Origin of the sequence: Chryseobacterium lathyri, from assembly GCF_019970085.1 — a bacterium.
Classification (GTDB): domain Bacteria; phylum Bacteroidota; class Bacteroidia; order Flavobacteriales; family Weeksellaceae; genus Chryseobacterium; species Chryseobacterium lathyri.
This window is the reverse complement of sequence record NZ_JAHXYG010000005.1, coordinates 328,762-353,053: the sequence shown is the minus strand read 5'-3', so window position 1 is coordinate 353,053 and position 24,292 is coordinate 328,762. Positions and strand designations below refer to the sequence as shown.

Annotated in this window: 24 protein-coding genes; 21 read left to right on the top strand and 3 right to left on the bottom strand. The window is 37.6% G+C overall.

Annotated elements, in window-relative coordinates; genetic code table 11:
• The 12 genes from LC418_RS17620 to LC418_RS17565 all read left to right on the top strand — a co-directional run bounded on the left by LC418_RS17620 (window position 1) and on the right by LC418_RS17565 (window position 13,805).
• Window positions 1-1,929 (top strand): LTA synthase family protein, encoded by a 1,929-nt coding sequence (locus LC418_RS17620; RefSeq protein ID WP_223560093.1) that lies wholly within the window; start codon window positions 1-3, stop codon window positions 1,927-1,929.
• Between the two features lie 300 nt (window positions 1,930-2,229).
• Window positions 2,230-2,649: a DUF2147 domain-containing protein gene (locus LC418_RS17615; RefSeq protein WP_111956364.1), complete on the top strand. Its 420-nt coding sequence runs from the start codon at window positions 2,230-2,232 to the stop codon at window positions 2,647-2,649.
• 222 nt (window positions 2,650-2,871) lie between these two features.
• Window positions 2,872-3,852: a pyruvate dehydrogenase complex E1 component subunit beta gene (locus LC418_RS17610; RefSeq protein WP_034709939.1), complete on the top strand. Its 981-nt coding sequence runs from the start codon at window positions 2,872-2,874 to the stop codon at window positions 3,850-3,852.
• 117 nt (window positions 3,853-3,969) lie between these two features.
• Entirely contained in the window at window positions 3,970-5,961 is a 1,992-nt protein-coding gene (locus LC418_RS17605; protein WP_223560092.1) for a KUP/HAK/KT family potassium transporter, read from the top strand.
• 68 nt (window positions 5,962-6,029) lie between these two features.
• Window positions 6,030-6,503 (top strand): Fur family transcriptional regulator, encoded by a 474-nt coding sequence (locus LC418_RS17600; protein ID WP_034706517.1) that lies wholly within the window; start codon window positions 6,030-6,032, stop codon window positions 6,501-6,503.
• Between the two features lie 3 nt (window positions 6,504-6,506).
• Entirely contained in the window at window positions 6,507-8,240 is a 1,734-nt protein-coding gene (locus LC418_RS17595) for an OstA-like protein (RefSeq protein WP_223560091.1), read from the top strand.
• 260 nt (window positions 8,241-8,500) lie between these two features.
• A complete protein-coding gene (locus LC418_RS17590; RefSeq protein ID WP_223560090.1) occupies window positions 8,501-9,424 on the top strand; it encodes a hypothetical protein in 924 nt (307 codons plus the stop codon).
• 1 nt (window position 9,425) lies between these two features.
• A complete protein-coding gene (locus tag LC418_RS17585; RefSeq protein ID WP_111956376.1) occupies window positions 9,426-10,253 on the top strand; it encodes a hypothetical protein in 828 nt (275 codons plus the stop codon).
• Between the two features lie 2 nt (window positions 10,254-10,255).
• The gene (locus LC418_RS17580; protein WP_223560089.1) at window positions 10,256-11,032 is read left to right on the top strand and encodes a hypothetical protein; all 777 of its coding nucleotides are present in this window, start codon (window positions 10,256-10,258) and stop codon (window positions 11,030-11,032) included.
• Between the two features lie 135 nt (window positions 11,033-11,167).
• A complete protein-coding gene (locus LC418_RS17575) occupies window positions 11,168-12,343 on the top strand; it encodes an aspartate aminotransferase family protein (protein ID WP_223560203.1) in 1,176 nt (391 codons plus the stop codon).
• Window positions 12,344-12,531: 188 nt separating this feature from the next.
• Window positions 12,532-12,918: an START-like domain-containing protein gene (locus LC418_RS17570; RefSeq protein WP_111956890.1), complete on the top strand. Its 387-nt coding sequence runs from the start codon at window positions 12,532-12,534 to the stop codon at window positions 12,916-12,918.
• Window positions 12,919-12,995: 77 nt separating this feature from the next.
• Entirely contained in the window at window positions 12,996-13,805 is an 810-nt protein-coding gene (locus LC418_RS17565; RefSeq protein WP_111956380.1) for an aminotransferase class IV, read from the top strand.
• 80 nt (window positions 13,806-13,885) lie between these two features.
• On the opposite strand, the gene LC418_RS17560 is transcribed toward LC418_RS17565, so the two are convergent.
• Window positions 13,886-14,467: an N-acetylmuramoyl-L-alanine amidase family protein gene (locus LC418_RS17560; RefSeq protein ID WP_223560088.1), complete on the bottom strand. Its 582-nt coding sequence runs from the start codon at window positions 14,465-14,467 to the stop codon at window positions 13,886-13,888.
• Window positions 14,468-14,573: 106 nt separating this feature from the next.
• The gene (locus LC418_RS17555; RefSeq protein ID WP_111956384.1) at window positions 14,574-15,122 is read right to left on the bottom strand and encodes a YqgE/AlgH family protein; all 549 of its coding nucleotides are present in this window, start codon (window positions 15,120-15,122) and stop codon (window positions 14,574-14,576) included.
• A gap of 24 nt (window positions 15,123-15,146) precedes the next feature.
• Here LC418_RS17555 and pdxH point away from each other — a divergent pair, with 24 nt between their 5' ends.
• Complete coding sequence (pdxH, locus tag LC418_RS17550) at window positions 15,147-15,788, top strand: pyridoxamine 5'-phosphate oxidase (protein WP_223560087.1); 642 nt, start codon at window positions 15,147-15,149, stop codon at window positions 15,786-15,788.
• Between the two features lie 324 nt (window positions 15,789-16,112).
• Here the strand turns inward: pdxH and LC418_RS17545 are convergent, their stop codons facing one another.
• Window positions 16,113-16,403, bottom strand: coding sequence for an HU family DNA-binding protein (locus LC418_RS17545; protein WP_002976900.1), 291 nt, complete (start codon window positions 16,401-16,403; stop codon window positions 16,113-16,115).
• A gap of 398 nt (window positions 16,404-16,801) precedes the next feature.
• Between LC418_RS17545 and panD the strand changes: the two genes are divergently transcribed.
• From panD to LC418_RS17505, 8 genes are all read left to right on the top strand, one after another.
• Window positions 16,802-17,152, top strand: a complete 351-nt coding sequence (gene panD / locus LC418_RS17540; protein ID WP_034706528.1) for an aspartate 1-decarboxylase — start codon at window positions 16,802-16,804, stop codon at window positions 17,150-17,152.
• A 3-nt stretch (window positions 17,153-17,155) separates the two neighbouring features.
• Complete coding sequence (locus LC418_RS17535; RefSeq protein WP_223560086.1) at window positions 17,156-18,238, top strand: lysylphosphatidylglycerol synthase transmembrane domain-containing protein; 1,083 nt, start codon at window positions 17,156-17,158, stop codon at window positions 18,236-18,238.
• Between the two features lie 174 nt (window positions 18,239-18,412).
• Window positions 18,413-18,988, top strand: coding sequence for a TerD family protein (locus LC418_RS17530; RefSeq protein WP_111956392.1), 576 nt, complete (start codon window positions 18,413-18,415; stop codon window positions 18,986-18,988).
• A gap of 31 nt (window positions 18,989-19,019) precedes the next feature.
• Window positions 19,020-19,691 carry a TerD family protein gene (locus tag LC418_RS17525; protein ID WP_111956394.1) on the top strand — a complete coding sequence of 224 codons (672 nt, stop codon included), beginning with the start codon at window positions 19,020-19,022 and terminating at the stop codon, window positions 19,689-19,691.
• A 78-nt stretch (window positions 19,692-19,769) separates the two neighbouring features.
• Entirely contained in the window at window positions 19,770-20,408 is a 639-nt protein-coding gene (locus LC418_RS17520; RefSeq protein WP_223560085.1) for a vWA domain-containing protein, read from the top strand.
• A 19-nt stretch (window positions 20,409-20,427) separates the two neighbouring features.
• Window positions 20,428-21,471 (top strand): TerY-C metal binding domain-containing protein, encoded by a 1,044-nt coding sequence (locus tag LC418_RS17515; RefSeq protein ID WP_223560084.1) that lies wholly within the window; start codon window positions 20,428-20,430, stop codon window positions 21,469-21,471.
• A 38-nt stretch (window positions 21,472-21,509) separates the two neighbouring features.
• Window positions 21,510-22,739 (top strand): PP2C family serine/threonine-protein phosphatase, encoded by a 1,230-nt coding sequence (locus tag LC418_RS17510; protein WP_223560083.1) that lies wholly within the window; start codon window positions 21,510-21,512, stop codon window positions 22,737-22,739.
• Between the two features lie 2 nt (window positions 22,740-22,741).
• Window positions 22,742-24,256 (top strand): helix-hairpin-helix domain-containing protein, encoded by a 1,515-nt coding sequence (locus tag LC418_RS17505; RefSeq protein WP_111956402.1) that lies wholly within the window; start codon window positions 22,742-22,744, stop codon window positions 24,254-24,256.
• Window positions 24,257-24,292: the final 36 nt, after the last annotated feature.

The window sequence follows — 24,292 nt, the reverse complement described above, 5'->3', positions numbered from 1 at the left end:
ATGAAATTTTTTAAAGAATTTAGAAAACAAGAAGTTCTGGTCCTTTTTTACCGGATTTTCTTAGCATATGTTTTTTATCAGATTGCCCGGCTTTTATTTTGGTACTTCAATAAAGAGCTCATCAAAGTAGATTCCGTTTCAGATTATCTCAACCTGGCATTTCATGGAATAGCCTTTGATACCACGGCGATCTTATATGTCAACGCTTTATTTATTCTCTTAAGCCTGGTCCCGATTGTTATCAATACAAAAAAAGGATACCAAACCGTTTTGTTCTGGCTGTACTTTATAACCAACGGAATTGCCTATGCCATGAATTTCGGGGATTTTGTCTATTATAAATTTTCGCAGGCAAGATTAACATCCACGGCATTAGAAGTTGCAAAACATGAAACCAACATTTTTAAAGTATTCACGGTTTCATTGGGACAGCATCCGTTTGTTCTCATATGGTTCATTATTTTAATGGCACTTTGGGTTTTCCTTTATAAAAAGGTGAAGATTACAGAACAGAAACCTATAAAACTTATTCCATACTTTATCTGGTCAGTGCTTGTGCTTTGTGGCACGGCAGTTTTGGTTGTTGGAGGAATCCGCGGTGATTTCAAGCACAGTACTAGACCCATTAACCTAGTGGATGCCAACCGTTTTGTAGTGAATCCGCTTCAGGGCAATATAGTGTTGAACAGTACGTTTTCATTTTTCAGAACTTTAGGAACCAATAACTTTAAAGAAGTTCATTTTGTAGACGAAAAATATATTGCCGACCATGTTCAGCCTTATAAAATATATGATAGGAAAGTGGAGAACCGCCCCAATATTGTCATTTTTATTGTTGAATCTTTCGGCAGGGAATATTCAGGTGCTTTTAATAAAGACAAAAATATCAACGGCTATGTTTCCTATACACCATTTATAGACAGTCTTGCAGGCCAGAGCCTGATTTTCCCTAATATGTTTGCCAATGGAAGACAGTCCATTCATGGAATGAGCAGTGTGCTGGCTGGAATTCCAAGCCTTACCGATGCTTTTACCAGCTCGCCTTATTCTAATCAGAAAATCCAGTCTATTGTTTCAGTGTGTAATGATCTGGGGTATGATACTTCTTTTTATCATGGGGCTCCCAACGGATCAATGGGCTTCCTTGGGTTTGGAAATATATTGGGTTTTAAACATTATTTCGGGAAAAATGAATTCAACCATGATGAAGATTTCGACGGAATGTGGGCGATATGGGATGAACCGTTTCTTCAGTATTTTGCAAAAAATACAGGAAAGACACAGCCATTTATGACTACAGTATTTACTGCTTCATCACATCATCCGTTTAAAATCCCTGAAAAATACAAAGGGAAATTTAAAAAAGGAACCATAGAAATGCATGAACCGATCCAATATACGGATTATGCGATCAAAAAATATTTTGAAACTGCTAAAAAACAGCCTTGGTTCAATAATACCATCTTCGTTTTCACGGGAGATCATACCAACCAGATCGCTTATGGTGAATATGAAAAAGCTATGAACCGTTTTGCTGTTCCTCTGATATTGTATTCCCCAAATCCGAAATATAACCTTAAAGGCGTGAATCCTGAAACGGCACAGCAAATAGATATTTATCCTACACTTGCAGATCTTATCGGATACAATAAACAGATCAGAAGCTGGGGAAGAAGCCTTGTAAGCGATAAAAAATATCCGTCTATTGTAGTGAATTCAGATGGAAGTTCAGAACAGTTTATCATTGGAGATCATATGTACCGTTTTGACGGCAAGGAAATTACAGGAATATATGAGAAGAATGACCTCGGATTTGCAAACAATTTAATAGGAAAATTAAAGACCCCTGAAATAGAACAGGAAATGAAGACTGCAAAAGCTTGGTATCAGGATTATATGGACAGGGTAATTAATAGAAAACTTAAATAATCTGAATTCAGATTTGGGAATCGGAGGGCTCAGAGAGTTTTAGGGGCTAGTTGATGGTTGATAGTTGCCGGTCAGAAACCCGCATCCTTAAGCTTTATGAGTTACTAAAATCTACGGTCAAAAGTCTCATATCTTGTGTCTGAAATCTGAAATCATCATAACTGTTCATTTAACCTTTTACACTTTGGCCTATCATATGCTTTGTATAGCAAAAGTTTTTGTCTGTTTAAAATTTAATTTATACATTTAGCAATAGATACATAACAAAAAACGTATATCAGAATTAAAACTATAAGAAATATGAAAAAATTATTATTAACATTCGTGCTTTCCCTGTTTGGCGTATTATCGTTTGCACAGATTGAAGGTAAATGGAAGACTATAGATGACGAAACAAAACAGGCTAAATCCATTGTTGAGATCTATAAAAAATCAGATGGGAAGTATTATGGAAAAGTTTCCCAGCTGCTTATAAAACCTGCAAATCCAAATTGTACAGGATGTAAGGATGACAGAAAAGGGAAGCCAATTTTAGGAATGGAGATCATCAGAGGTCTTAAAAAAGAAGGAGATGAATTTACAGGAGGAACTATTACTGACCCTAAAACAGGTAAAACTTATAAATGTACCATTACAAAAAGCGGTGATAAACTGAATGTAAGAGGATATATGGGGGTTTCTGTATTTGGAAGGACTCAGGTTTGGGACAAAGTGAATTAATCAGTTTTTATATAAACTTTAGGACGGTATTTCAGAAATGAGATACCGTTTTTATTTTTATAAAATTATATTCAGTCATATAAAACCTATGAATAAACAGATAGATAATAAGAAAAGCCTCTCTGATTAAATAATTAAGGTTTCTCATTCAATGAGATGCCTTTTTTGTTATGTTAGTAATAAAAAAACACTATTTTTGTAGTCTAAATTTTTCAAATAAATATGGCAGAATATACTTTTCGTGAGGTAATTGCACAAGCAATGAGCGAGGAAATGCGTAAAGACGAATCCATTTTTTTAATGGGGGAGGAAGTTGCAGAATACAATGGTGCGTATAAAGCTTCAAAAGGAATGTTGGATGAATTTGGTCCTAAAAGAGTAATCGATACACCCATTGCTGAGCTTGGTTTTACAGGGATTGCTGTAGGAGCTGCGATGAATGGTAACAGACCAATTGTAGAGTATATGACGTTCAATTTCTCATTGGTAGGTATTGATCAGATTATTAATAATGCGGCGAAGATTCGTCAGATGAGTGGTGGTCAGTGGAACTGTCCTATCGTTTTCAGAGGACCTACTGCTTCGGCAGGACAATTAGGAGCTACACACTCCCAGGCGTTTGAAAACTGGTTTGCGAATGTTCCGGGACTTAAAGTAGTGGTTCCTTCAAATCCTTACGATGCGAAAGGATTGTTGAAAACTGCTATCCAGGATAATGATCCGGTTATTTTCATGGAATCTGAGCAGATGTATGGCGACAAAATGGAAATTCCTGAAGAAGAATATTATTTGCCAATAGGTAAAGCAGATATCAAGAGAGAAGGTACAGACGTTACTTTGGTTTCTTTCGGTAAAATCATGAAGCTGGCTATTCAGGCTGCTGAAGATATGGCTAAAGAAGGAATCTCTGTAGAAGTGATCGATCTTAGAACCGTTCGTCCTCTTGATTTTGATACTGTTTTAGCTTCCGTTAAAAAAACAAACAGACTGGTGATCTTGGAAGAAGCCTGGCCATTCGCTTCGATATCTTCTGAAATTACATATATGGTACAGCAGAAAGCATTCGACTATCTGGATGCGCCAATCAAGAGAATTACTACTCCTGATGCGCCTGCGCCTTACTCCGCTGCATTATTTGCAGAATGGTTCCCTAAACTTGAAAAAGTAAAAGAGGAGATCAAAAAAGCGATGTACGTAAAATAACTATTATAGAGAAAAACTTCCGAAAGGAAGTTTTTTCATTTATTCTATTCATGAAGAATAGTTCTCGACGTCATAAAATTAGTATAAATTTGCGCGTTTAAAAATAAATTGGCTGATATGGCAGAAGTTACAGAGGGTGGTCATCACTTTGACCTTAAAAAGCTCTCATTCGTAGGCGTTATAGTTTCTCTTGGGATTGTTTTCGGAGATATCGGTACGTCGCCCCTTTACGTAATGAAGGCGATTGTTAACGCGAGAAAAGACGGATCCAGTATGCCGTTCGATGAATATATTGAAGGGGCGTTATCCTGTATCATCTGGACTCTGACGCTTCAGACTACCCTGAAATATGTAATCATTGCTTTAAGAGCAGATAACAAAGGTGAAGGAGGTATTCTTGCTCTTTATTCATTAGTAAAAAAACTCAAGAAAAAATGGCTCTATGTGGTTGCCATTATCGGCGCCTCCACACTCGTGGCAGACAGTGTGATCACCCCTTCCTTAACAGTGATGTCTGCGATTGAAGGGCTAAAAATATACAATCCTGAAACACCTGTAGTCATTATCACCATCGTTATTTTATTTGTGGTCTTTGTCGTACAGCAATTTGGTACAGCTTCCATAGGTAAATTCTTCGGACCGATTATGGTCACATGGTTTCTTGTTTTAGGAATTTTCGGTTCAGTTCATCTCGTTGATCATATTGAAATCCTGAGAGCTTTTAACCCTATATATGCCTATAATCTGATCACACACTCTTCCAGTGCTATTGTGATTATGGGGGCTGTTTTTCTCTGTACCACAGGAGCGGAAGCTTTATATTCAGACTTAGGACACTGTGGGGCAAAAAACATCAGGATAAGCTGGATTTTCGTTAAACTAATGCTTATTCTAAACTATCTGGGACAAGGAGCATGGCTTCTTGACAACTATCACCAGGTATTCAATGGGGTGAACCCTTTCTTTGGAATTATGCCTCAATGGGCTGTTCTTCCGGGGGTAATTCTGGCCACAGCTGCGGCAATTATTGCCAGCCAGGCTGTAATTACAGGTTCATTCACCATGTTCTCAGAAGCAATGTCTATTTCTTTCTGGCCCAATCAGCATATTGAATATCCTTCAGGGATCAAAGGGCAGATGTACATTCCAAGAATCAACTGGGGGCTAATGGCTTTCTGTTTTGTAGTCGTGATATTTTTCCAGAAATCAGAACGTATGGAAGCCGCTTATGGTCTTACGATTACCATTACCATGCTGATGACAACCATTCTGTTACTATTTTGGCTGAGCCGTACAAGAGTCAATAAAGTCTTCATTATAGGATTTGCTATAGTCTATCTCTTCCTGGAATCAGGATTCTTCTATGCCAACGTGATCAAATTTGTTGACGGAGGATGGCTGACAATGGTACTGGGAGGATTTATAGCAGTTTGCATGTATGCGTGGTACAATGGAAGACTGATCAAAGCTAATTTTATCCAATATGTAAAAATAGAGAAATATGTTTCTATCATAAAAGATATGAAACTGGATGAAAGCATTCCCAAATATGCAACCAATCTTGCTTACCTGAGCAGAGCCAAAAGGAATGATGAAGTAGAATCGAAAATTATCTATTCCATCATCAAGAAGCAGCCCAAAAGAGCGGATCATTATTTCATATTAAGTATTGTTAATCAGGAAGATCCATATACTTTCAAATATACGGTAGACGAAATTCTGCCGGGAACCGTATACAAAGTCAATTTCCTTCTAGGATTTAAAGTAGACCGTAGAATCAATGATTATTTTAATATGGTACTGAAAGATCTTATGGCAGACGGAACCATTCCATCAAGAAGCAGTCATCCGTCCCTGAGAGCGCACAACATTCCGCCGGATCTTAAATATGTAATTATTGATAATACATATATCAACGATATACTTTTAACTGTTAAACAGAAGATTACACTCAATATCTACAATTTTGTGAAGTACATCGGAAGTGATGATTTCAAAGCTTGGGGAGTATCTTCTCACAACGTAGAAGTGGAGTCTGCCCCGATTACAGAACTTACGGTTTACGATAACAAGATTGAGCAATCCGGCTTCTTCCGTCATAATTCCTAAAAACAAGGGGTAAGAAACCATATCGCCTATTTAAATAAAAATCAATAAATTTGTAGATAATTTTTTTGATGGATACAGTACAAAAAGAAAAAAATATTGCTTTGATTAAGGATGTTCTCCGAAACTACCTTTTAGAAAAGGGTTTCAGAAACACACCTGAACGATATACGATATTAGAAGAGATTTATAGTATGGATCATCACTTCAATGTGGATGATCTGTATCTTCTTATGATGCAGAAGAAATATCATGTTTCAAAAGCAACGATTTACAACACTATTGAAATTTTCCTCGATGCAGGTTTAATCCGTAAGCATCAGTTTGGAGAAAAAACATTGACCTCTTCATCTTATGAGAAGTCTTATTTTGATAAACAGCATGACCATTTGGTAATCTACAAAAAAGGCTCTGATAAGGAAATTGAAGAAATTATCGAATTCTGTGATCCGAGAATACAGGGAATTAAAGAAGCAATTGAAGAAGCATTTGGCGTAAATATTGATTCGCATTCGCTGTATTTCTATGGTACTAAGAATGATTAATCAATGAGAATAATCCTTTTTCTGTTAATTTTTATTTCTGCGTTCAGCTCCGCACAGGACAATAAAACCACGCAGATGGACCCTTATATCCAAAATAAAGCGAAACCTACACCTGCAGTAAGACCAGAAGATAAGGTGAAAATCATCCATTCCGATGAATTTAAAAAAGACACCAAGTACGAAGGAAACCAGTACATGGTGGGTCATGTTCAGATAGAGCACCAGGGATCTATTCTGTATGCTGATGAAGTTATTCTGTACAATGATCAAAGCCTTGTAAAAGCTATTGGCAATGCAAAGCTTCAAAATGCAGACGGCTCAGTGATTACTGCCCATGAAATGGAGTACAATGGGGTTACGCAGAAAGGAGTTGCTAAAAAAGATGTCGTTCTTACCGATCCGAAACAGACCATTAAAACCGACATTCTGTATTATGACAGGCTTGCCAACCAGGCGTACTTCAATACCGGAGGAACTATTTCCGATGCGCAGAATGTTATGTATACCAAATCTGCAACCTACTTTCTTGACACCAAAATGATCGACTTTGTTGGGAACGTTAAAATTGACAGTCCGGATTATATCATAGAAGGTCCCAATATCAAACAAAATCAAAATACAAAGGTTGCTGAGTTTTTTGGCCCTACAACAATTACCAACCGCGCCAATCCCAAAAACAGGATTTACACCGAAAGAGGAACCTATAGGATGGAAACTAAGGAGGCTTTCCTTAATAAAAATTCCAAAATTTTTTATAATGACAAGATCCTTACAGGAGATGATATGTATTTTAACAATATCACCGGGTTCGGTAAGGCAACCGGAAATGTTACACTCGATGATCCTATAGAAAAAAGATATATCAAAGGCGGTTACGGAGAAGTTTTTCAGAAAAAAGATTCTGCTATGATGACGAAGAGTCCCTATGCTGTTAAAATCATGGAAAAAGACTCTATTTATTTTGCTGCAGAAAAAATCCTTTCCTACCAGAGACCCGATTCAGCAGATATTACAATAAAGAAAAGCTTTTTAAGAGCTTACAAAAAAGCACGTATCTTCAAATCAAATGCCCAGGGGAGAGCAGATTCTATCGCATTCAATGAAACAGACGGCATTATGCATATGTATACCAATCCTATTCTTTGGAGTGGTGAAAAACAGGTAACAGGAGATAAGGTTGAAGCTTATTTTAATACCAAAACTGAAAATATAGACTCGCTTAAAGTAATTGGAAATGCTTTTGCGATCAGCAAAGTAGATTCATTAAACCTTAAAGATGAATTTAATCAGGTAAAAGGTAAATTTATGACCGTTTACTATGAAAATAATGATATTAAGGAAGCCAGAGTAGTAGGAAATGCACAGTCAATTGTTTATGTAGACGATGTAGATCAGGAAACTAAGCAGCCTCAGAGAATAGGAATTACCCTTTCTACCTGTGGGATCATTGGAGCTTTGTTTGAAGAAAGAACCTTACAGATCATATCATGCAGTATAGGGGCCAATTCAGATACCTACCCAATGAGTAAAATAGAACCTGAAAAGAGAAAGTTCCCCGATTTTAACTGGAATACCAAAGACCGCATCAGAAAATGGCAGGATATCCTTGTAGACAGCCCTAATTATGAAGAAATAAAGTATTCCGCGGATAATGAACTGTTTAATCAGGCTCAGGAAGCAATAGACAAGGAAAGAGCTAAAGAAGAAGCCAAAAAGCCTAAACGGGTACGGAAATAGACTCAATATTTTTCAACAAAGAATAAAAAATCACCATTTTAAATCAAAAAATGGTGATTTTCTTTATGATGAAATGTGAAAATAGGGTTGAAATGCAGTAAAATAATTGTTTTTTTCAATCATTACAATAGATTATTTAGTTCTCGAATGCCGCTTTAAATCTATGTTTTGTTTTTTTCATTTTTTATTTAACATTTTTTTTTATGATTTAAGCTGTAATATTTTATAAATTTAAAGGAAGAATGATAAAAAAATTTAAAATGAAAATCGACTATTTCCTCTTAGTCCTTATTTGTTGCTTTATAAGGATTAACGCACAGGTTGGGATTTCGAAAGTTCCAGGTTTCCAACCCGACACAAGATCACTTTTACATGTAAAACAGGATGATAACGCAGCCAGATTGCCAAGGACTAACACTGCTTCAGTACTGCCGGCATCTGCTACTGGTACCACAGGAAACGGAACTCAGGGTTCTATTATCTTCAACAAAGAAACAGGAAGTATTGTTCAGAATGACGGTACGGTATGGAAAATCTCAGATCCTATTGTAACGGCCTTAAAGAACAATAAAATGGCCCGTTTTATAAGAAGCGCTGCCATAACGGCAGATTGCGGAACGTGTGGATTGGGATGTGGAGGGGAAAATAGACTTTGCCCGCAAACAGGGGGAGCAATGGATGTTCCGTTTACAAGTGCCAGCCCAAGTTATAATGATATTTCAGCAGATGTTTCTCTTGCGTCGGCTACAAGTAATATTATTAATATCAAGACAAGAGGTTTGTATAAAATTTCTTTCAAAAGTGGGGCTATAGATGTTAAGACCCCGGCTTTGTGTGTAGGAGTAACAATTAATCTATACTCAAAGGTTGATTTGGAAACAAGTACTGCAGCAGCTCCTGCTACATGGAAGCCTATTACAAATAACACCACAAGTTCCACCAGCGGTGCATTATCCTTAGGAAGCTTATCTCCGGGAGCTATTGATGTAGGACAGTCACTAGTTCTTACTTATGTAGGCAGCTTTGAAGCAGGCGACAATTTAAGACTTAGGTTCTATGGGAACCAGAACATTGGAACAGGGGTTTGTACCGGCATTATTGGCGGAAATATATTGTCTTTTTCAATGAATACTACAGGAAACGCAGTGTCAGAAATCATTGTTGAAAAAATAAATATGCAATAAAATGAAAAAGATAATATTAATTTTAGTGTGTTTATTTCAATACGGCTTAAATGCACAGGTAGTCATTGGTGACAACATTCCCAGCAATCAGAATATATTAAAAATAAAAGACGGAACCAGAGGAGCAATACTTCCTTATTCCAATACCTATACCACTTTTCCTAAATATGATGCTGCATCACCGGATCTCTTTAGTGATTATCCTAACCTTGTAGGAGGGCTTATATATGATAAAGCCGACGATCAATATTATAAATACGATGGCTATGCCTGGAACCCTGCAAGACAGATACAGGGAATCTTTCAGCCTAAAGGTTCAAGATTGGGAATTTCTTCCGGGATTACAATCCCCTGCCTGGCTTTTGGTCTTGGAATATGCCTTTCCTTAGGATCTCCCCAGTATCTTGCACCGGATGATAAAAGCCAGGTTCTTGTTGATAACCTTCTTATGAAAAATGCAAGTTCGGTGACCATAAAACAAAATGGAATGTATGATGTAGCAGCAGCTCTAGGTTTTACCGGGGGCAGTGTGGGAGCCCAGATAGGTGTTACAGAATTTAAATTGACACTGCAGGTTAAATATACTCCGGCTTCGGCTTGGGAAACTGTTGTTACCAAGAGTAATTATTCTATTATATTTATCATTGATACTCAGGGAAGTAAAACATCCAGTTTTTCCCAAACAATATCCTTACCTGCTGGTGCAGAACTGAGAGTTGTTCCAACGATAACAACTATTGGGGGGTCCGGAGGATCTCTTGCTGCATACGGAACGGATAGCAGTTCTATCAACTCATATATTGGAGCCCGTTTAATTAAAGCTTATTAGTGATGAAAAAATATATATTCTGCCTGTTCTTGTTTTCAATAAGCATTTACAGTGCGCAAGTTAATTTTACAAACATACCAAACCCTGATTCCAATGCTAATGGTAATGATCAGGTAATGATGTACATAACAAATACAAGTGAAGCAACCGGAGTTAAAGGTTTCGGTTTACCTGCGGTTGAAACTGCCACCGATTTGCCTTATACCGGAGTAAACGCTCCTGCCACAAGGATAGAAGTTTTAAGAGGCATGCTCATATTTGTGAAAAGTACAGGCCAGGTAATGGTATTCGACGGGCTTGTGTGGAGCAAAGCCTTTGAAATTGAATCTGATAATATTTCCAGGTTTACGATAAATCCTGTCAATACGACTTCAGGTTCTGTAATGTTGCCTATTAATTCCTTAATTGACAAGCCTAATTTTTTAGCAGATCCGTTAAAGCTTAAAACAAATGTTCCGACAACAGGTGCAGATCTAAACAGGCTTTATATCCGTCAAAGCGGTTTGTACAGAATTAATGTAAGCCTGAACTTTACAGGTGCTGCAGGTACATTTAGCAGCAGACTGGGAGCAAGTTTATATGTCAACGATGCCAAGAGATTCCAGCTTTTGGAAAATGCGGTGAATTTTGATGGCACGGTCAGAAAAATCAGCCTGGATTTTTCAGTGTATGCAGTTCAGGGACAGTATATTACTTTAGAAGCCATTTCTGAAGTCGGGGGAACAACTGCTTATAATGTGATTAACAACAGTTATGTAACAGTCGAAAAAGTACTTTAAATTAGTCTTCTACTTTTTATTATTTATATTAAATTACCCTTGAGATCATCAGGGGTGATTTTTTTATTCCCGACAGATAATTTCTACATGTGCTGAATCTTTTTTAGCTTTGCTGAAAATTTTTGCGAAATGGAAATGCATAAAGACTTTTTTATATATCAGGCACAGACCACAAAATTTGCCGCAGGTTTTGAAGTGGAAAAGGCAGAAGGAAGTTATATCTACGGAACAGATGGAAAAAAATATCTGGATTTCGTGGCAGGCGTTTCTGCCAATACTTTAGGGCATTCACATCCTAAAGTGGTGGAAGCCATTAAGGAGCAGGCAGACAAATACCTGCATGTAATGGTATATGGAGAATATGCACAGGAAAAACCTGTAGCATTGTGCAAACTTCTTGCAGAAGCTACTCCCGATCCCTTGGAAATTACCTACCTGGTAAACAGTGGGGCAGAAGCTATTGACGGAAGTCTTAAGCTGGCTAAGCGTTATACAGGAAGAGAAGAAATTGTTTCCTTTAAAAATTCATATCACGGTAACACGCACGGCGCATTGAGTGTGTCCGGAAACGAAACCCATAAAAGAGAATTCCGCCCGCTGTTGCCTATGGTCAGCTTTATAGAATTCAATAATGAAAATGATCTGGATAAAATTACAGATAAAACTGCTTGTGTAATTCTTGAAACCATTCAGGGAGCAGCAGGATTTTTAGTTCCGGAAGGCAATTATTTAATCAAGCTTAAAAGAAGATGTGAAGAAGTAGGTGCACTTCTGATCCTCGATGAAATTCAGCCCGGGTTTGGTAGAACCGGTAAATTATTCTCTTTCGAGCATTTCGGAATTGTTCCGGATATCCTTGTAATGGGCAAAGGAATGGGCGGAGGAGTGCCGGTAGGTGCTTTTATGAGCTCCAGGGAAATTATGGAAACCTTGTCACATTCACCAAAGTTGGGACATATTACAACATTTGGAGGCAATCCTCTGATTGCAGCCGCCAGTTATGCTACCTTGAAAGAAGTTTTAGAAAGCGGTCTGATGGATGAAACCGTAGAAAAAGAAAAACTGTTCAGAGAACTGCTTGTCCATCCAAAGATTAAAAATATCAACGGAAAAGGCTTAATGCTGGCCGTAAATCTCAGAACACCAGAATATACCCTTGAAGTGGCTAAAAAGTGTATGGAAAAGGGGCTTATTGTATTTTGGCAGCTCTACAGAAATGAATACATGAGAATTTCGCCGCCACTTACTATTTCGATGGATGAAATCAGACAGGGATGCCAGATCATTCTGGATGTTTTAAATGAAAAATAGACGATAAAACTCTCCATTTTGGAGAGTTTTTTTATGTATTACATGGCAGTTTTCGGACTGAAAATTATATTCATAAAATATTTAAAAGCTGTGATAAATATCATGAAGATTCTTTAAAAAAATAACCGCTTTTTAGTGTAATAAAAAAATTAATTTATATATTGCGGGACGATAAAAACAAAGATTATATGGCTAAACATAAAGTCCATTACGAATTTCCAATGCATTGTTTATCAGAGATTTTATACGAATATCTGGCGACGGCAGAGGGATTATCTGAATGGTTTGCGGATGAGGTAACAGAGAAAGGCGATGATTTCTTTTTTAGCTGGGGAGGAGGACCTGCTGAAAAGGCCACTTTGATTAGATATAAGCCTGAAGGTTTCGTTCGTTTCAGATGGGAAGAAGATGAGGGAACTAAAAATTTCTTTGAAATGACGATCACAATAGATGATATTACAGAAGATTTGGCTTTAAATATTACAGATTTCTGTGAAGAAGGTGGTGAAGAAGAAAATGCACTGTATTGGGAAAACCTTATAGAAAACCTTAGAATAAAATTAGGTGCGGCATAAGCCGTACACTATTGAATGGTAAAACTGATGAACGATTTATCGTTCATTATTTTTTTATAAATAAATCACTTCAAAAATTGGAAAATCAATATTTTACATCAGACGGATTAAATGTAAAGAACAGAGCGTTCCTTTTGGGCGACGCAGTGAAGGTTTCTTTCTTCGTGAGAAACGGAGAATTGATTATGGATGAGGAATGTTATTTCTTCTTAATGGCCTCCATGAGAAAAATGAGAATGAATATTCCGCTTACCTATACCCTGGAATTTTTTCAGACCCTTTTTCATAAAGATGTTATTGATGGCAGAGGAATAAAAAATGGAATAATCAATTTTCAGGTTTTCAGAAATAATGATGCGGTGACCGTTTCAAAATCTTCCGTATCATATTTTTATGAAGTAACGGAATCGGACGATGTACTTGCGGTTCACCAGAGAGCACTGGAAATGGATCTTATCAAGGAAATCAATGTAAACAATAATTTGTTAAGCAATATCAGGGTTCATTGTCCGGAAAATATTTACGGAGGCATTTATGCGGAAGAAAATGATTTGGATGATGTCATTCTGCTTAATCCGAACAAAAGGATTGCGCGTACAACTTCCGGAAATTTATTATTTTTAGAAGGAAATGTCATAAAAGTTCCCAAGCAGTCCGAAGGGGCATACATCTCTCCTTTGATGGAGAATTTCGTGACTTTCTTACATAAAAATAACCTTGCCGATGTTCAGGAACATGAGATAATAGCTTTTGAATCACAAAAGGCAGAAGAGATTTTAATGATCTCTGATGAGAAAGGCATATTTTGTGTAGGTAAAATAAGAAATAAGACTTTTGAAAGTTCCCGTTTTATAGAAATGGTGGAAAGCTGGAAGAATAGTTTTTAAAATTGACAAACCCGGTAAACAACAAAGTACCCAAGTCCTTTACCGGGTTTTATTCTGAATAATCAGAAATTGTTTCTTATTTAGTATTCACGGATGATCTCTGTGAATTTTTGAGCGATTTCTTTTTGTCCGTTTTCGCTGGTAACATATTCCCTGTCTTTAGTATTATTAATAAAGCCAAGTTCTACCAATACTGCAGGAGCTTTTGTTTCTCTCAGCATGTGGAGATTACGTTCCTCGATTTTAGCGACATTAAATTTCTTTGAAATTTTTTCTGCAAGTTTTTTTGAGCCGTCAGTATTCTGAATATACACTTCAGTCCCTTGTTTTGGAGTTTCCTTGTGAGGGCTGCTATTCATATGAAGAGAAATAACAATTTCAGGATTCAGCTTGTTGATTATGGCTGTTCTATCCTGAAGGGTTGGAGATGTGTCAGAATCCCGCGTCAATACCACTTCATACTGATCATGATTTTCACTCAGTTTCTGGATCTCTCTGGCAATATTTATTGTAATCTCTTTTTCAGAGAATTTATCGAATACTGACCCCATATCATTTCCGCCATGTCCGGCATCAATGACAATATACTTTTTATTGATAGGAGTAAATGATAAAAATGAAGCAGAAAAGACTGATAAAGCAAGTAATTTGATTCCTTTCATGTCAGTGGTTTTGGTTTTTCAAATAACGTGAATTCTTTCTTTAAAATTGGTTAACATAATCTTAAAATTTGTTAATGTTTTTAAAGTGTATCAGATAGGAATTCAGCTAGTTAAGAGAAATGTCTTCAGGGGAATTTGCCCATAGCAGATATTCCCCGCCGAGGTTCTGCATAATCGACTTCCAGAGGGTCTGATCATTAGGAAGTGTATAGTCTAAATTATAAATATCTACTACAGTCCACATCTTCCTCTGTATCTCATCATCCAGCTGTCCGGCAGACCATCCTGAGTATCCTGAGAAAATTTTCACATCATTGATGCTGAGTTCTTTATTAAGAACAGCACTGATAATGCTTTCAATGTCTTCCGTAATATAAAATCCCTTACTGATCTCAGAATAGACCTCGGTAACCTTTTTTTCTTTAACGATAAAAAAGACCTTGTCGTTTTCCACAGGACCACCATCATAAACCTCTATTTTGAAATCAAAAAAGTTTTTGAACTTACTACTCATCTGGCTGTTTTTTTTGTTCAATATCAAACCAAATGCCCCGCTTTCGTTATGCTCAACGATCAACACCACCGATCTCGAAAAAATATCGCCGGAAATGTCAGGTGTGGAAATTAATATTTTACCTTTGTATGAGTAATTCATACTCAAATTTAATAAAAAATATTTATGGAAAACCTGCACGACAAGAGAAAAGTGTATGAGAAATCCCAACTTATTGAAAGTGAGATAAAACAAAATCCCATTGAACAGTTTAGAGACTGGTTTCTCGAGGCCAGCAATAGTCCGGCGGTCTCAGAAGCCAATGCCATGGCTGTTTCTACTTTAGAAGAAGATGGATGTCCGAGGACCAGAATGGTGCTGCTTAAGGAATATACTTATGAAGGATTTATTTTCTATACCAACTATACCAGTAGAAAAGGAAAAGCAATAGAAAACAACCATAAGGCCTGTCTTAGTTTTTTCTGGCCAAATCTCGAAAGGCAGATCATTATTAAAGCAGATCTTGAAAGAATTGCAGAAAACCTGAGTGACGGATATTTCCATTCAAGGCCTAAAGGAAGTCAGCTTGGAGCGGTCGTTTCCCCCCAAAGTCAGGCAATTCCGAACAGGGAGTTTCTGGAAGAAAAGTTAAAAGAATTGGAAAAAGAATATGAAACCAGTGAGGTCCCAAGACCTGCTAACTGGGGCGGATATATTGCAAAACCCTATGAGATTGAATTCTGGCAAGGAAGACCCAACCGCCTTCATGACAGGATTGTTTATCGGCTTGAAGACCTGGACTGGAAAATTTCTAGATTGGCACCATAGGAATTAGAAGCTAGAAATTAGAAGTTAAAGGGTGGATGCCGGAGGATGGGAGTTTTGATAGATTTATCAGAATTTGGTAGTCTTTATTCAAAGAATATTCCTGATCTCTTTAATCTTGAAAAATATCATTTAAAATTCAATAGGAGCGGGCTTTAGCCCGCTTTCAATTTATAAACAGTGAAACGGCTTTAGCCAAAACTTAAAGATCAGAATCACTTCTTTTTTGCTTCAATATTTCTGGATGACGGAGGTCCCGAAGCCATTTATATCCATAAAAAAAGACCATTTCCTTAGAAACGGCCTTTGAATTTTTAATCTGAATGATTATTTTTTCTTAGCACCAGAAACTGCATTAGATAAATCAGCTCCTGCTTTGAATTTAGCAACTTTTTTAGCAGCAATTTTGATTGGTTTTTTAGTTGCAGGGTTGATCCCTTGTCTAGCAGCTCTCTCAGCTACTGAGAAAGTACCGAATCCTACTAAAGAAACTTTTCCGTCTTTTTTCTTTAGAGTAGTAGTTACGTTACCAATGAATGATTCTAAAGCAGCTTTAGCTGCAACTTTAGTGATTCCTGCATCTTTTGCGATTGCGTCGATTAATTCAGACTTGTTCATAATTTTTAATATTAAGTTAGTTCGTAATTATAGCAAATATAATACTATTTTCTAATTGTGCAATTATTTTATTAAAAGTTATAAAATTTTTTTGCTTTTTGATGAAAACAGTTAAAATATGATAATTTCACTTTCCACGTAAAATCTACGTTACCGCTCACTAAAATCATGCCAAATGCTTATGAGTATTGACTTTAGCAAAAAATTAATATTATTTCCTGTATTTATTAAATCCTAAATTATGTATAAAGAATTAATATTTTTATCGATATGTTTGTTGATTTTATAAATAATAGCCTGAAAGCTTGTGTAGTACAAAATTAAATGGCTGGGTTTATGGGAGTTTTAAAATGATTTCAAAAGACCGATTTATTAATTTTTATTAATAAATTTGCAGAATGTTAATAGAAGTTTTCAAGTCTAAGATCCATAGGGTACGGGTTACGGCCTCAGACCTTAATTATATTGGGAGTATAACGATCGACGAAGATCTTATAGAAGCTGCCGGTCTGGTAGTAGGAGAAAGAGTCTATATCGTCAATGTGAATAATGGAGAACGTTTTGATACCTATGTTATCAAAGGGAAAAGGAAATCCGGAGAAGTATGCTTAAATGGGCCTGCTGCAAGAAAAGTACAGAGAGATGATATTATTATCATTATTGCTTATGCACAGATGACACCCGAGGAAGCGAAAGTATTCCAGCCAAAAATTGTTTTCCCGGATGAAAAAACAAATCTTCTAACCTAGTCTATGGAGAAAAAATCAAAGAATCCTTTAAAATCAATACTAACAATAGTAATATCGCTTGCTTTTGCAGGCTTTTTTTTATGGCTTGCTTTAAAAGGTCTTGATTTTAAGGTTATTAAGGCATCTTTAGCGAAAGCTAACTACCTGTGGGTACTGTTTGCTTCTGTTTTCGGTATACTGGCTTACTGGTTCAGGGCTGTGCGCTGGAATCTGATGCTGGAACCGATGGGACATAAAATATCTAACTCAAATTCACTTTGGTCCATATCTTTCGGATACCTGATGAATCTTACCATTCCGAGAAGTGGTGAAGTAGCAAGGGCTACAGCTTTATATGGTGTGGAAAAAGTTCCTGTTGACAAATCTTTCGGAACAATTATCCTGGAAAGAGTAGTGGATCTTATCTGTATGCTGGGATTTCTGGGATTGACGATAATATTTAAGTTTGATGCAATAATTTCATTTTATAAATTTGTTACAGAGCAAAAAGCTAAAAAAACTAAATTTGAACCTAATTTTGTTGAAAGATTATTAATGAAAATTGGAGTTAATGATTTTGATTCATTTTATTTTTATTTAAAAATTTCAATAGGTGTATTACTAATATTAGGCTTAATAGTTTTTTATAAATACAAGAAAGAAAAAGTAATCAATTTTGGAAAAGGAATTCTTCAAGGCTTAACTTCTGTATTTAAATTAAAAGAAAAAGGGAAATTCATCCTTTATACTATAGGAATATGGGTTTGCTACTATTTTGCAGCTTATCTTGTGTGTTTTGCACTTCCTGAAACCTCTAATTTTACTATTGCCGATGGCTTTTTTATTATCGTTGTTGGTACTTTAGGAATGATCGTTCCTGCAAGCGGAGGGATTGGTGCATTTAATCTGGCTATGAAGTATGGATTTATGGCTTTATTTATCTCAATGGGGAAAAGCGCGGAATTAGGAGGTGAAATGGGACTGACCTATTCATTTATTTCACTTCCGTTGCAGATCACCATTATGTTGGTGATGGGACTTATTTCTATTCCGATGTTAGCTAAAGCAAGAGAAAAAGCAGTTTCTGAAAAAGAATTTGAAAATTAAGTTCAACAATAACTTTTAATGATACAGTCCAATTTTATAATTGGGCTTTTTTTATGTTAAAACCCTATTAAAATGAAGCATTACCGCATGTCATTCATTTTTTTATCAATAAATTTGGTCATTCCACAAATCACATTTATCTTAAACAAAAAATAATTAATAATCTAAAACACTATGGCAATTAATTTACAGAAAGGACAGAAGATCGAGATAGGACTGACAAAAATGACGATAGGGCTGGGCTGGGATCCGAATGAAGGGACCGGTTTCGACTTCGATCTGGATGCTTCTGCCATCATGATTGACTCCGACAGAAAATTAATCAATGAGGAATGTTTTGTTTTTTATAATAACCTTCAGTCTCCCGATGGTGCACTGACGCATACAGGAGATGATCCGAGCGGTAAAAACAGTGACGGTGACGATGATGAGGCGATTATTGTAGATCTTGAAAAAGTAGATCCGAAAGCTGAAGAAATTCTTTTCGTGGTCACTATTGAAGACTTTGAAAGGAGAAAGCAGAACTTCGGACAGGTAAGAAATTCATACATCAGAATTGTGGATAACAGTACCAATCAGGAGATCGCAAAATATGAGCTGGATGAAGATTTCTCTATCGAAACCGGAGTAGAATTCGGACGTTTATACAAAAGAAACGGAAGCTGGAAATTCGAAGCCTCAGGAATAGGCTACAGGGCAGACCTTGCTTTCTTCCTTGAGAAATACTACAAAGGACAGATCATAAAATAACTATATTTTCAAATACACAAAAACGATAACTATGGCAATTAATTTACAGAAAGGTCAGACGATTGATTTAAGAAAAAATGACCGTGGCGAAAGTGTTTACGACCTTTCAAAAGTAACGATCGGCTTAGGATGGGATGTAAGGAAACAGGGCGGTTTCTTTGGAAAACTGTTCAGCAAAGAGGCGGAGTATGATCTGGATGCCGTTGCTTTTCTTTTAGACGGAAACGGTAAAGTAGCCAATCTTGGAAAAACGGTACAGACTAACGAGGGAAGGCAGATCGCATTGTATCAGGGTGATGTGGTCTTTTTTAATTCCATGCAGCATCCAAGCGGTAATATATGGCTTACAGGAGACAACAGAACTGGTGCCGGAGATGGTGATGATGAGCAGATCATCGTCAAACTCGACCAATTGGACCAGAGTTATCAGAAAATATTATTCCTGGTGACCATTTACCAGGGAAAGCAGAATAACCAGCATTTCGGAATGATCGAGAATGCCTTTATCAGAGCCGTAGATGCCAAAGGTAAAGAGATTACAAAATACAGCCTTTCAGGGGATGCCAGTATGAATGGTAAATGTGCGATGGTTTTTGCTGAAGCCTACCGTCACAATGGTGACTGGAAGTTCCGTGCTATCGGAGAGCCACATCAGACCGATAATTTTATTGAGATCCTTAAACAATACGCATATTCCAATTAGTCCCAGGTTTTTATCAAACATAAAGCCGGCAGGGAAGTTTTCAACTTCCGCTGCCGGCTTCAGAATTAACATCATACCATGAGCAGGAGATTATTAGCATACTTTTTACTGGATACTTCAGGTTCTATGAACGGAGAACCCATCCAGGCACTGAATAACGGATTTAACGGGCTGATAAGCATGCTCCGGGCAGATCCCCAGGCGATGGACAGCCTTCATCTGAGTGTGATTACTTTCGACCGTGAGGTTAAAAATATCATTCCGTTGACCGATCTGGCCAGTTTTTATCCTATGGAAATTACCTGTCCGGACAGTGGACCCACCCATACTGGTGCGGCATTGGAGATGGTTGCGGAATTGGTGAAAAAAGAACTGATCAAAGGATCTTCGGATGAAAAAGAAGACTGGCGGCCGCTGCTGTTCATATTTACTGACGGAAAGCCTTCCGATATCCAGAAATACAGACAAATGATCCCTGTAATCAGAGATCTTGAATTTGGGGCTATCGTAGGTTGTGCTGCAGGTCCAAAAGCAGATGAACAGTTCCTGAAGGAGCTTACAGATCACGTGGTAAAACTGGATACTACCGATGCGATTACGCTTTCCTCATTTTTCAAATGGGTAAGTTCATCCATCACCATGGGAGGGAAATCGCAGGGAACGGGAGAAAGCGCACCGTTGCCTCCGCCGCCATCCGAGCTTAATATTATTATCTAAATCACTTGTCTTTATAATCATGAGAAGACTGCCCATTTATTTTTTAGTCGATGTCTCCGAATCTATGGTTGGAGAACCTATTGAGCAGGTACAGGAAGGTATTGCCAATATCATCAGAGAATTAAAGAAAGACCCGTATTCGTTGGAAACGGTCTATATTTCCATTATAGGTTTCGCGGGAGAGGCTGAGGTCATTACGCCGCTTCAGGATATCATCAGCTTTTATCCTCCAAGAATCCCGATTGGAAGCGGTACATCGCTGTCTCAGGGGCTTATTAAAGTGATGGGCTGCATAGACAGGGATATTGTGAAGACAACTTACGAAAGAAAAGGCGACTGGAAACCGATTGTTTTTCTTTTTACAGACGGCGTTCCTACCGATGATGCTACAAAAGCTATCGAAAGATGGAACAATAAATACCATGGAAAACCCAATACGATTGCGGTTTCGATAGGCGAAAATACCAATTATAAGCTGCTTGGGACTTTGGCGGACAATGTTTTACTGTTCAATAATTCTGATGAAAATTCCTATAAAGAATTTTTCAAATGGGTGACAGATTCCATTAAAACAACCAGCCAGAGTGTTACCGAAGCTAATAAAGAAGGAATTAATCTTTCCAAAATTGATTCTATTATTCTCGAAAAAGTAGACCCTGAACTCGAGCAGAAGTTTCCGGACAATAATTTTGTTGTTTTAAACGGAAAATGCTCAGAAACGGAGAAACTGTATTTAATGAAGTTTAAAAAGACATTCGCCGAATCAAGCATACCGGGAATGTCTACCAGATATTACAGATTGGATGGAGCCTATAAAATTGACGAGAAATCCTATTACAGGCTTTCCTCTTCCCAGAAAAATAATCTTAAAATTTCCATAGAAGAACTTCAGGGAGGAACGTCATGTCCTCATTGTGCCAATCCCATCGCATTGGCAACCTGTTCGTGTGGCGGAATTCACTGTTTGAAAGGAGAAGGGTACAACAAATGCCCATGGTGCGGAACTTCGGATTATTACGGATTTTCCAGTGAAGGATTTGATATTAACCGAACGCTGGGATAACGAAAGGAAATCCTATTGCCGAAACCCAACACAAAACCATGGAAAAAGCTCTTATTTACAGAGAAATAGAAGAATTTAAAGAAGTTCATCTGGTGCTTAAAAATGCCAGTTCAAAGCAGTTTTATGAATACCGTTTTGAGATGGATGACTTTCCGAATATAAAGATTAAAAATATCACCAATCTCCGGGAGACAGGACTTACCTTCGAGAACAACAAAATATCCGGAATTCCGTATGTAAACAGTGTCCATGATCTGGATATTGAATTCTATCATACCCATGATGAAGACAGTACGGAAATCAAAAAAGTACATCTGTTCGTGAATGCAGATCCGAAAGACCTTTGGAAGAATATTCCATCCGACACCAATGATGTTTACCATAAACCTGATGAAACCTCCTACGAAGGGAAATTTCTGGATAAAAAAATCACCATTGTTTCAAAAAGAGGACGTTCACATGCCCATGAAGGAAAATTCAGAGATGATGATTTTGCGGTGAACGAGCTTCCCGGAGGTTGGAGCATTGTTTCAGTTGCTGATGGTGCCGGCTCCGCAATTATGGCAAGAGAAGGTTCAAGATTGGCAGTCGTTTCTGTAAACAGTTTTTTCAATTCAGAAGAAATTTTAAACAGAATCGAACAAAATATTGAAATCGTTTATAATAGTTCTGATTCATCAAAAGAAATACAGTCCGAAGCCGGAGAAAATGTTTTAAAGCTCTTGTATAAAGGTATTCTTCATGTTTATGATATTTTGGATCAAACGGCAGCAGAGCATTCATTTTCTATAAAAGACTTCCACACAACACTGATTTTTGCACTGACAAAAAAGTTTGATTTCGGTTATGTCATTCTCACTTTTGGAGTGGGAGACTGCCCGATCAACCTGATCAGTCCTGATTTTTCTGAAGTAAAGCTTCTGAATCAAATGGATGTAGGAGAATTTGGCGGCGGAACCCGTTTTATCACGATGAAAGAGATCTTCAGTGATGATATGGTTTCAAGATTTGGAATAACCTGTGTGAATGATTTTTCCTATCTCGTACTGATGACGGATGGTATTTACGACCCGAAATTCATGACAGAAAACAAGCTTGAAGATATTGACAGCTGGAAAGCATTCTTTAATGATCTGGCCGGCAACAACGATGACCGGGCGAAAGTAGATTTTATTAACGACACCCATATTGATCAACAGCTTCTTGCCTGGACCGATTTCTGGAGCCGGGGAAATCATGATGACAGAACACTGGCCATAATCTATTAAACATGAAAAAAACCGTTAAAGTTGCTTCTATCCTGGATACAGCAAAATCTTATGAATACGTAGATGAAAGTCCGATTCGGGGCGGAGTGAAAGATGTCTATTTTTCGCCGGACAGGGAATATGTGGTGGCATTTTACCGCACTCCTCTGGATGCCGGACAGAAAGAGCGTATCATGAGGATTGTTTCCACTTATCTCGGAAATATACAGAACGGAAATTCATCGGATTATTTTCTGAACGAAATATTCAGATGGCCGTATGATATTGTAGAAAAAAATAAGCTGACAGGAATTGTGGTTCCTGTTTACCATAAAAAATTCTTCTTTGCGAAGGGATACATCGGATCAGATAATATCAAGGGTCAGGATAAGGTTGGGAAATGGTTCACTGCTCCCATGTTCAGAAACCAGCAATATCCGCTGCGGCTGGATCATTCGGAACTCGGAGATTGGCTGAGCTATTTTCAGATCACCATCAATATCAGCAGAGGGGTGAAAAAGCTTCATCAGATGGGACTGGCGCATTCCGATCTTTCCTACAACAATATTCTGATAGATCCAGTGACGAAATCTGCCTGTATTATTGATATAGACGGATTGGTTGTTCCAAAGCTCTTCCCGCCGGAAGTCATCGGAACGGCAGATTTTATTGCTCCTGAAGTTTTAAAGACCAAACATCTGAGCATGCAGGATCCCGGAAGGCATCTGCCTAATCAGAAGACTGATCTTCATGCACTGGCGGTGCTGATTTATATGTACCTGTTCAGAAGACATCCTTTGAGAGGAGGGAAAATCTGGGATCTGGATTCCGAAAAAGATGAGATCATTTCTATGGGTGAAAAAGCTTTATTCATAGAACATTTCCAGGATCCGTCCAATCAGGTAAAAGCTGACCACCTCAGAAAATGGGATGCATTTTGGGGCGATCCTCAGAAAATTCCTTTTACGGCTGCGGGTCCTTATCTTTCCGAACTGTTTAAAAAAGCATTTATAGACGGGCTTCACGATCCAATCAGACGTCCCACCGCCAATGAATGGGAAACTGCCCTGTTAAAAACCGCCGATCTGATTCAGCCTTGCCACAATCCGGAATGTACCGAAAAATGGTACGTCTTCGATAATACCAGTAACCCGAAATGCCCTTTCTGCGGAACACCACACCGGGGAACGCTTCCTGTACTGGATCTGTATTTTAAATTTGATGATGAGGTCTGGAAACCTGAAAACCACCGATTGATGGTTTATAACAACCAGTATTTATTCAAATGGCATGTGTCAAGAAAGGTCATCAGAAATGAAAATCTTACGATGCAGGATAAAATGCCGGTCGGATATTTCACTTTTCATGAAGGAAGATGGGTGCTGGTGAATCAGAGTCTGACTTCGATGAAGGATGTTACCGAACAGAAAGAGATTCCACCCGGATCTATGGTAGAGCTTACTGATGGAAAGAAAATACTTTTGTCTGCCGAAGAAGGAGGGAGGCTCATCTTTGTTACTTTAGCGAATCAATCATAATTTTTTTAGAGTTAATAATCTTTTTTTAACCACGGA

Coding starts and splice junctions, on each gene's coding strand:
- LC418_RS17530 (WP_111956392.1), top strand. CDS start 18,413: ATGGCAATTAATTTACAGAAAGGACAGAAGATCGAGATAGGACTGACA.
- LC418_RS17585 (WP_111956376.1), top strand. CDS start 9,426: ATGAAAAAGATAATATTAATTTTAGTGTGTTTATTTCAATACGGCTTA.
- LC418_RS17510 (WP_223560083.1), top strand. CDS start 21,510: ATGGAAAAAGCTCTTATTTACAGAGAAATAGAAGAATTTAAAGAAGTT.
- LC418_RS17555 (WP_111956384.1), bottom strand. CDS start 15,122: ATGAATTACTCATACAAAGGTAAAATATTAATTTCCACACCTGACATT.
- LC418_RS17515 (WP_223560084.1), top strand. CDS start 20,428: ATGAGAAGACTGCCCATTTATTTTTTAGTCGATGTCTCCGAATCTATG.
- LC418_RS17570 (WP_111956890.1), top strand. CDS start 12,532: ATGGCTAAACATAAAGTCCATTACGAATTTCCAATGCATTGTTTATCA.
- LC418_RS17605 (WP_223560092.1), top strand. CDS start 3,970: ATGGCAGAAGTTACAGAGGGTGGTCATCACTTTGACCTTAAAAAGCTC.
- panD (WP_034706528.1), top strand. CDS start 16,802: ATGTTAATAGAAGTTTTCAAGTCTAAGATCCATAGGGTACGGGTTACG.
- LC418_RS17535 (WP_223560086.1), top strand. CDS start 17,156: ATGGAGAAAAAATCAAAGAATCCTTTAAAATCAATACTAACAATAGTA.
- LC418_RS17560 (WP_223560088.1), bottom strand. CDS start 14,467: ATGAAAGGAATCAAATTACTTGCTTTATCAGTCTTTTCTGCTTCATTT.
- LC418_RS17610 (WP_034709939.1), top strand. CDS start 2,872: ATGGCAGAATATACTTTTCGTGAGGTAATTGCACAAGCAATGAGCGAG.
- LC418_RS17600 (WP_034706517.1), top strand. CDS start 6,030: ATGGATACAGTACAAAAAGAAAAAAATATTGCTTTGATTAAGGATGTT.
- LC418_RS17580 (WP_223560089.1), top strand. CDS start 10,256: ATGAAAAAATATATATTCTGCCTGTTCTTGTTTTCAATAAGCATTTAC.
- LC418_RS17590 (WP_223560090.1), top strand. CDS start 8,501: ATGAAAATCGACTATTTCCTCTTAGTCCTTATTTGTTGCTTTATAAGG.
- LC418_RS17525 (WP_111956394.1), top strand. CDS start 19,020: ATGGCAATTAATTTACAGAAAGGTCAGACGATTGATTTAAGAAAAAAT.
- LC418_RS17595 (WP_223560091.1), top strand. CDS start 6,507: ATGAGAATAATCCTTTTTCTGTTAATTTTTATTTCTGCGTTCAGCTCC.
- LC418_RS17520 (WP_223560085.1), top strand. CDS start 19,770: ATGAGCAGGAGATTATTAGCATACTTTTTACTGGATACTTCAGGTTCT.
- pdxH (WP_223560087.1), top strand. CDS start 15,147: ATGGAAAACCTGCACGACAAGAGAAAAGTGTATGAGAAATCCCAACTT.
- LC418_RS17615 (WP_111956364.1), top strand. CDS start 2,230: ATGAAAAAATTATTATTAACATTCGTGCTTTCCCTGTTTGGCGTATTA.
- LC418_RS17505 (WP_111956402.1), top strand. CDS start 22,742: ATGAAAAAAACCGTTAAAGTTGCTTCTATCCTGGATACAGCAAAATCT.
- LC418_RS17575 (WP_223560203.1), top strand. CDS start 11,168: ATGCATAAAGACTTTTTTATATATCAGGCACAGACCACAAAATTTGCC.
- LC418_RS17545 (WP_002976900.1), bottom strand. CDS start 16,403: ATGAACAAGTCTGAATTAATCGACGCAATCGCAAAAGATGCAGGAATC.
- LC418_RS17620 (WP_223560093.1), top strand. CDS start 1: ATGAAATTTTTTAAAGAATTTAGAAAACAAGAAGTTCTGGTCCTTTTT.